At 48.6% G+C, this 7423-nt stretch carries 10 protein-coding genes and 3 pseudogenes; 4 read left to right on the top strand and 9 right to left on the bottom strand.

All coding sequences use genetic code 11. The annotated features are described in order from the left end of the window. Nucleotides 1–143: 143 nt before the first annotated feature. A pseudogene (locus tag H6F46_RS19015) lies at nt 144–326 on the top strand (type 1 glutamine amidotransferase domain-containing protein); the annotation flags it as partial. Between the two features lie 247 nt (nt 327–573). Here H6F46_RS19015 and H6F46_RS19010 read toward each other — a convergent pair. Both H6F46_RS19010 and H6F46_RS19005 read right to left on the bottom strand, forming a co-directional pair. Further along, entirely contained in the window at nt 574–873 is a 300-nt protein-coding gene (locus H6F46_RS19010) for a YkvA family protein (RefSeq protein WP_190356322.1), read from the bottom strand. Between the two features lie 133 nt (nt 874–1006). Next, nucleotides 1007–1957 (bottom strand): GDP-L-fucose synthase, encoded by a 951-nt coding sequence (locus H6F46_RS19005; protein ID WP_190356321.1) that lies wholly within the window; start codon nt 1955–1957, stop codon nt 1007–1009. 61 nt (nt 1958–2018) lie between these two features. On the opposite strand from H6F46_RS19005, the gene H6F46_RS19000 reads away from it, so the two are divergent. The 3 genes from H6F46_RS19000 to H6F46_RS18990 all read left to right on the top strand — a co-directional run bounded on the left by H6F46_RS19000 (nt 2019) and on the right by H6F46_RS18990 (nt 3882). After that, complete coding sequence (locus H6F46_RS19000) at nt 2019–2234, top strand: hypothetical protein (RefSeq protein WP_190356320.1); 216 nt, start codon at nt 2019–2021, stop codon at nt 2232–2234. An 82-nt stretch (nt 2235–2316) separates the two neighbouring features. Then, a complete protein-coding gene (locus H6F46_RS18995; protein ID WP_190356319.1) occupies nt 2317–2763 on the top strand; it encodes a DUF2214 family protein in 447 nt (148 codons plus the stop codon). A 174-nt stretch (nt 2764–2937) separates the two neighbouring features. Next, nucleotides 2938–3882 (top strand): lysylphosphatidylglycerol synthase domain-containing protein, encoded by a 945-nt coding sequence (locus H6F46_RS18990; protein ID WP_190356318.1) that lies wholly within the window; start codon nt 2938–2940, stop codon nt 3880–3882. 164 nt (nt 3883–4046) lie between these two features. On the opposite strand, the gene H6F46_RS18985 is transcribed toward H6F46_RS18990, so the two are convergent. The 7 genes and pseudogenes from H6F46_RS18985 to H6F46_RS18955 form a co-directional block, all read right to left on the bottom strand. Beyond that, the gene (locus H6F46_RS18985) at nt 4047–4496 is read right to left on the bottom strand and encodes a DUF29 domain-containing protein (RefSeq protein WP_190356317.1); all 450 of its coding nucleotides are present in this window, start codon (nt 4494–4496) and stop codon (nt 4047–4049) included. Between the two features lie 13 nt (nt 4497–4509). After that, nucleotides 4510–4743, bottom strand: a complete 234-nt coding sequence (locus tag H6F46_RS18980; protein WP_190356316.1) for a hypothetical protein — start codon at nt 4741–4743, stop codon at nt 4510–4512. Nucleotides 4744–4856: 113 nt separating this feature from the next. Continuing rightward, a complete protein-coding gene (locus H6F46_RS18975; protein ID WP_242028035.1) occupies nt 4857–5231 on the bottom strand; it encodes a type II toxin-antitoxin system VapC family toxin in 375 nt (124 codons plus the stop codon). Between the two features lie 4 nt (nt 5232–5235). Next, entirely contained in the window at nt 5236–5532 is a 297-nt protein-coding gene (locus H6F46_RS18970) for a hypothetical protein (protein WP_190356314.1), read from the bottom strand. A 53-nt stretch (nt 5533–5585) separates the two neighbouring features. Further along, nucleotides 5586–6836, bottom strand: a complete 1251-nt coding sequence (locus tag H6F46_RS18965; RefSeq protein WP_190356313.1) for a hypothetical protein — start codon at nt 6834–6836, stop codon at nt 5586–5588. Nucleotides 6837–6855: 19 nt separating this feature from the next. After that, nucleotides 6856–7281 (bottom strand): annotated as a pseudogene (locus H6F46_RS18960) (AAA family ATPase); the annotation flags it as partial. A gap of 24 nt (nt 7282–7305) precedes the next feature. Then, a pseudogene (locus H6F46_RS18955) lies at nt 7306–7423 on the bottom strand (IS1 family transposase); the annotation flags it as partial.

The following is a 7423-nucleotide window of genomic DNA, read 5'->3' as shown; positions in this document are numbered from 1 at the left end:
AGTCAGACGCTACTAGATAAATTGCGATATTTGCAAGTTGTACTCGGTCGCTATGGCTCAATCAGTCATTGGAGCTATGATTTACTGCCAGAAACTCTTGTTGCCTAGAATATGAAGTTTTGTGTTTAGATTCAACACTTCTGGCCGTGGGGCTGACGCAGGTGATGCCGTTTTTGTTGGAATCGACCTTAATTGAGCGTGGTGCTCAACATACGGAAGCGGCTAATTTTCAGCCCCATGTGGCGGTGAGCGGTCGATTGGTGACGGGTCAAAACCCGGCTTCCGCAACGGGCGTGGCCGAAAGTATGTTGAAGCTGATGAATTAAGTTGCTCCTAAAATCGAAATCAGGGCAGCTTCGTGAAAAAGGACTGCCCTGATTTTAGTTTTTACTAAACCATTCAAGCCGGGTTTATGTAGTTTGTGAGCGGGTTACGAGCGAGCCATTCAGACATTCGTTAGCTAGCCATAAAGCCCAGATTTCGGATGCTGATTGCACCTATGCTGCAAAAGTGAGCGATCCCTTCTTGAAACCCGCTAGTTCTCAACCGTTTGGCTCCATCGTTGATCTCAACCTAGCTATCCAAATTCACCGCATTCACATCCACAGCGGCATCCGATACCGGTGCAGGACTAGCCGACTTCACCGTGGGGCGATTTTTAAACCACTCGATCGCGATTTGCGACAGCTCTGCAATCAGCAAGGTCACGATCGCCAAATCATCCAGTTGGCCCGCGATCGGCAGAAAGTCCGGCGCAATATCGATCGGGCTGAGGAGATACACCAGCGTGCCCGCCACAATCCAGAGGCGATATTTCGGGTTCCGAATCGTGTCGCGATACCAACCGTAAAGGGCGCTGGGGGAGATATTCATGGCGCTATCCTGCCGCGTGATTGCCTCTCATCTTGACAGGGGCGATCGGGCAGCGTCGAGGGTGACGACCCCACCGCTCGATCGCGAAACCCGCACCCCTCAGCCAGTTCAGCAATTGCCCCCCGATCGCCCCCTAAACCGCATGGGCGCGATACCAGTCGATCGTTTGGCGCAGCCCATCCTCAAAACTCGTTTGCGCCTCAAACCCAAACAGTTCCTTCGCCCGCGTCGTGTCCAAACAGCGGCGCGGCTGGCCGTTGGGTTTGTCCGTTTCCCAAACCAACTCCCCGTCGTAGCCCATCAGTTTGCAAATCAGCTCAATCAAATCACGAATCGAAATTTCCCGACCCGTTCCCAAATTCACCGGCTCCGAGCTGTTCAGCAACTGTGCCCCCAAAACAATGCCCGCCGCCGCATCGGTGGAATACAAAAACTCCCGCGTGGGGCTGCCATCGCCCCAAACCGGAATCTGTCGATCGCCCCGTTGTTGTGCCTCATGTACCTTGCGAATCAGCGCTGGAATTACATGGGAGCTACCCGGATCGAAATTGTCTTCCGGCCCATACAAATTCACCGGCAATAGATAAATGCCATTGAAGCCATACTGATCTCGATAGGCCTGAAGTTGCACCAACAGCGCCTTTTTCGCCACCCCGTAGGGCGCATTGGTTTCCTCGGGATAGCCCTCCCAAAGATCAGATTCCTTAAACGGCACGGGCGTGAATTTGGGATAGGCGCAAATCGTTCCCACACAAATAAACTTCTCCACCCCCGCTTGATAGGCCGCATGGATCAATTGCGTACCCATCATCAAATTGTCGTAAAACAGCTCGGCCGGTTTTTCGCGGTTCAGGCCAATGCCGCCCACGTGGGCCGCCAGGTGAATCACCACCTGCTGACCCGCCACAGCCGTCTCACAGGCCGCCCATTGCCGCAAGTCGCACTCGCGCGATCGGGGAATCGTGATTTTTTCAGGATTCGCCCCCGCCGCCACCAACTGTTGCACCACCTGCTTGCCCAGGAAGCCCGCGCCGCCGGTCACCAAAATGGTCTTATTACTCAAGTCGATCGGGGTGTTGCTCATGCTGTTTACCTGCTGTTCACCTTAAAAACGTGGGGAAAATCGGGGTCGAAACTGGCCGCAAATGCCGCAAATTGGGATCGCCAAGGCGCGATCGCCCTCGGTTTCTGATTTTTCCGGCCCCGCAACCAATGCGGAACACCCAGAAAACCCCATTTTGGAACAGCCCCACCCGATCCGACACCTGCTCCCCCTTGTCGTCATCGGGAAATTCAGCTTCCGGCGATCGCCAGCAAAGTTATCAATTACTATTAATGGCGGTTTCAAAGCCACGTTTTGAAGGGGGCGATTTAAAGCGGTTTAAGTCCATTATTTGTTATTGGCCCTTCACTTGCCCTTCACTAAAAACTCCTCCAATCACCATGTGGCCCAGCGCAATTACTGCCTATTTCCATTACCTCAGCTTCATGTTGGCCTTTGGGGCTGTGGCTGTGGAACTGCTGACTCTCAAAAAAGAACTCTCGATCGCGGAAGCCTGGCGAATTCTGATTGCTGACGTGATTTACGGCATCTCCGCTTCTCTGGTTTTATTCACCGGAGCGTTGCGGGTTCTTTACTTTGGCAAGGGTGCTGACTATTACCTTGGCAACCCCATTTTCTATACCAAAGTTGGCCTATTTCTCTTGGTCGGGGCTTTATCGATTTACCCAACCATTTCCTTTGTGTCTTGGATTGGCAGTTTGCGGGCAGGCAAGGTTCCCCAACTGGGTCAAACACAATTTCAGTGGCTCTCTTGGCTAATTCGGATTGAGCTGGTGGGCTGGATCAGTCTTCCGTTGTTGGCGGCACTCCTGGCCCGCAGCGCGTAACCGTCAGTGCCTAGACCGCTATGCTTCAGGCAGTGTTTCATTGGGTATGGCGATCGAATGCCTCAAGGATTGTGATCGGGTTGTGATTGCCCATAAAAGTCTGATTGGGGGCCATTTAACGGCTACTGGGTGGCTATCTTGTTGATGGCAATCTCAATTTTTGGTTAAACCCCTTTGAAGAAATTTGGCCGCTGGCTGGTCTTGGGACTCGTCCTCGCTTTTTTGCTGAAAACACTGCTCGATCGGGCGGCGGAAGTTGCCACCTTGCGGTTAACCATCCAAGGGTGGGGCTGGTTGGCCCTGTCGTTGGGGCTGACGGCGGCGGCGCACTTGTGGTCAGCGGTGGTGTGGGGCTGGCTGTTGCAGGCCTTTGGGCGATCGGCCCCGCGTGGCTGGGTACTGCGCACCTATCTGGTGACCAATGTGGCCAAGTATTTGCCGGGGAATGTTTGGCATTTCTACGGTCGCATTCGGGCGGCGGGCCGGGTGGGCGTGGCTTGGCCAGTGGCGGCGGCCAGTGTGTTGCTGGAGCCGTTACTGATGGCGGTGGCGGCTCTGCTGCTGGGGGTTTTGGCGAGCGATCGGGCTTGGTGGGGAGTGCAGTTAGCCCTGGCGATCGGAGTGCTGGCGGCGGTGCATCCCCGCATTTTGAATCCCCTGCTGCAACGGTTGGGTCGCCGCAAACTGCAAACCACCGACAGCAACCCCCATCACCAACCGGCCCAACTGAGCCAATACCCGATCGGGCCATTGTTGGGGGAAACGGGCTTTTTGTTGTGGCGGGGCGCGGGCTTTTTGGCAGCTCTGGCGGCCTTTAGTGCCATTAATCCTCTGGATTTGCCTCGGTTGGCCAGTGGGTTTGGGTTGGCCTGGTTGTTGGGATTGGTCGTGCCCGGTGCGCCCGGTGGGGTTGGGGTTTTTGAAGCGGCGGCGATCGCCCTGTTGGGGTCGATCGTCAATCCAGCGGCTCTGTTGGCCAGCGTGGCCAGCTATCGATTGGTGAGTGTGCTGGCGGAAACCGGCTTAGGTGGCTTGGCCTGGTGGTTAACGCCTCCTGCCGAACAAATTTGGACTGGGGAATCTGAGTCTCGGGAATCAGAAGCCTCTGAATCGAATTAACACTTAACCGAAGGCTGAATTTGGTCTCCCTTTGGAGGCTGTTTGCAAACCGGCGAAGCAAGTCAAAGAGCATTAGCCCTTACATTCAGAGACGATGATTCCTTTAGCCAACATTCGCCTGATGCTGAGGCGATTGGCGGAATTGGATACTCTCTCCTAATTTTTCAAACAGCCTCTGATGTAAGGTCTTGGGTCATGGCCTGTTCCCATGTGAAGGGCAACTCAGCGGGAAACAGGGCGATCGGTAAGCCAGTTTCGGCTTGTGCTTTGGTGCGAGCGTCGGCATAAGCTGCCATGGTTCCTTCTGGCAACCAAGCCTTGAAACTGGGGTTATCGGCTAACAGGCGCTGAATCTCAACCCTTGCGTCAACAATGCTAATCAACCAGGAGCGCGATCGCTTGTCCTGTTGATAATGCCATTTCAGTAAATGTAAATATAAACGAGTGATTTGACTTAGCAAAGCACGACGTTCTGAGCGTCCCAAGCTTTCTAATTCCTCGGCAATATTTTCAAGATCAAGGCTGTCGAATTGGCGCGATCGCAGTAGGTTGGTCTGCTGCTGAATCCAGCCATAAAAGTCGGTGTTATAGGAAACAGGAGGATCGGTAGCCATAGCATTAACAGCATCAAAGGGTTACATTTCGCCCTGGGTTGCGATCGCGCACGTCAGCCCAGGGATCATCGTCACTCCAAGCGTCCCAATCAATGGTGCTGCGCCACTGTTGAAGGCGTTCCCAGAAGTTAGGGAGAGGTTGAACCGATCGCCCTAGGAGCGATCGCACTAGCTGCCAAATCAGGGCAAGGCGATCGCTCCAAGAGAGCTTCTCTGCTTGTTTGCTCAGACTTTGCCACGTCACCATACTCGATCGCCTCCTAGTCTTTCTAGTCTAATTATCTATAGTTACTCTTGGAAATTCAAAATATGGGTCTGTTCGACTTCCGTATTCAACCTTGGGCAAAATAAAGCTTTGAGCTACCACGACTCCAAGATTAGATTGTCAACAGCTTCAAAATCAGAATCGCGAGTTACAAGAGTTAGATCATACTGAAGAGCTGTTGCAGCAATCCAAATATCATTTTCTGGAATTGGTCTTCCTTTTTTTCTCAGTTGGCTCTTGATTGTGCCGTAGAACTTTCCCGTAACCTCGGTACAGTCGAGAATCAACATCTCAGCAAAGAGGGAGTCTAGCTTTGCCAGATTTTCGGTAGTTTTCTTTGATTTTCCTGCTCCATAACATAGCTCGCCAACCGTAATGCTACTAATGGCAGTTTCAGAATTTTCCGAAATGCGCTGAATAACGGCTGAATCTTGGTTGATGAGGGCAATGATGATGTTGGTATCCAGCAAATATCTACCAATCATTGGGATTTACCCGGCGGCAGTCTGTTGTGATGGCTTCTGAGATATCCTGCAAATCTTCTGCGGGAATCAGTCCAGCAAATTTGACTAAGTGTTGTCCAGGGATGCCAGAAATGGGTGATTGATGTTTTTCTGCTTCAGCGAGACTATTGGGCACTCCTGCGATGGGCGAGCTTTCTGTGCTGGACGATCGCCCCAGGAGCGATCGCACTAGCTGCCAAATCAGGGCGAGGCGATCGCGCCAGGAGAGTTGTTCGGCTTGTTTGCTCAAGCTTTGCCACGTCACCATAAATTAATCTCCTTCTGTTCTCTCAACTCAATTATTGTGGAAGTAGTCATTGATTACTGAGCTGTATTAGAGTTTCTACTCGGAGATGATGTCCGAATTGCTTCGACAGAGCAACACCATGCTGTGATCTTTTCACCAATTTCTTCCCATACTTTTCCTAATATGGGGTCTTGTAAACAAGAACGATTGAGTAAATTGACAAATGTTTCTTCTCTCTCTCCCTGCTCAAAATATTGGTCAATATCTTCTAGGATCTCGCCTAGGTTGGGAGTTATAAAGCACTGACATTTTTTGATTTTTTCTTTTGTGTTTCCATGATCTGGGTTCTCGGAGCACCTTTTTGCGTCTATGCAATCTTTCCTTATATTACATAGTTCTGACCTTTCAAATAGGTACATTGCATAGCCTATCCAAAATTGATAAATCTGATCATCTGAATTTCTGATCAAAACCTTACCAAGTCTTGTGCCATTCTTGATGTCGGCATACCATAAAACACAATGTTTTTCCTTGCGAAATATGTGCTGGCTATGAGAATCAATTAATTCCTTGAAAAAGGATAAATCTTGCTTCTTATCATCTTTTTTCTTCTTGAGAAAAAAATATTCGTAAACTTCATAGAAAAACAAATTCTCTATATCCCGAACCGGAATTATATAAATGTCACACCTTGCAGTGTTGTTACTTTCGCGGGCCTTCATAAGTGCTTTTGCTGTATTACCATATCCATCCAATCCGTGTATTGACTTAATCACAGGGGCTTCTTGGTCACTATCTGCAATACCTAAGCAAAATATTAATTGTTTTTGAGCACTCTTGAATTTTTTGCCGATTTTGTCACCATTGCCGTCACACGGAACACAATTTATTCGTATCAACCCCAATTCTTTTTCCTTGAGGTAACTTTCTGCTATTTTTTGGTAAACTCTTGCATCTTTTTCGTCTTCACCAAGTAGTGTTGTTGGCTGACTTAGAGAAGATTTGGAAAATTCTGAAATATTTAATATTTGTTCAGAGCAATTCTCTGTTGACCGAGGATACTTACTTGCATCTTCTACAACCTTCATATGAAATTTTAATTTCTTTCTAATTGAATTTAAGTCTTGTAGTTTGTTATACAAAGTAAAATAGACTTCGCGCTCTCTTCCCAGAATTTTTGATTCTGCCAAAAGTTTCATAATAATCCGATCTCCCGAAACAATATGATTTCCCTCTCGTGCAGCTAAAGCAATATTGCAAAAATGATCTGCATATAATTCGATGATTTGATTCGATGCCAAAGATTCATGAAGGTAGATAAACATCGAATTAGCTCTATTTTATCTAAACAAGATTTGCTTCCAAAAAGCCAACAGGCCAATCTTTCAAAAAGCCATCTTCATCATAAGAAGTTGTTGTGACGGTTGTATATCCTGTCTCTTCATCTTTGTTAAAAAGAACTACGTTGATATCATCAAACTTGAGTAACTGATTGGCAATTTGATGTCCAAATCGGTTGATGAAAATTGGGCTATGAGTTTCAAGAACAAATTTTAAGTCTATGCCATTTGCCTTTGCAACGTATATTGAATCAATTAAAGTATCAACTAGAAGTCCTTGAAATTTAGGATGTAAATGCAACTCTGGTTGCTCAATGGCAATAGTAAAGATCCGATTTTGATCTGCTTTGCCAGAATTGATAATTTTCCACAATTGAGTAATTATCGGCAGAATTTGAGCAAAACCTGAGCCTGTATCAGCAAGATTAACTTTGTTAGAATCTTGGGTAGTGAATCAGATTAATGTGGGATAGGTAGCAATGTCATGCCAAGTCCATGCCCTAGTCGCTAATCCCGCTCGTTCAGCAGCCGTGGTTTTGAAACGACTATGCTGCCAAATCCAGTTGAAATAA

The sequence above is a fragment of the Limnothrix sp. FACHB-1083 genome (assembly GCF_014696485.1).
Classification (GTDB): domain Bacteria; phylum Cyanobacteriota; class Cyanobacteriia; order CACIAM-69d; family CACIAM-69d; genus CACIAM-69d.
Note: the sequence above shows the minus strand (reverse complement) of the source record. Positions and strands in the feature narration are given on the sequence as shown.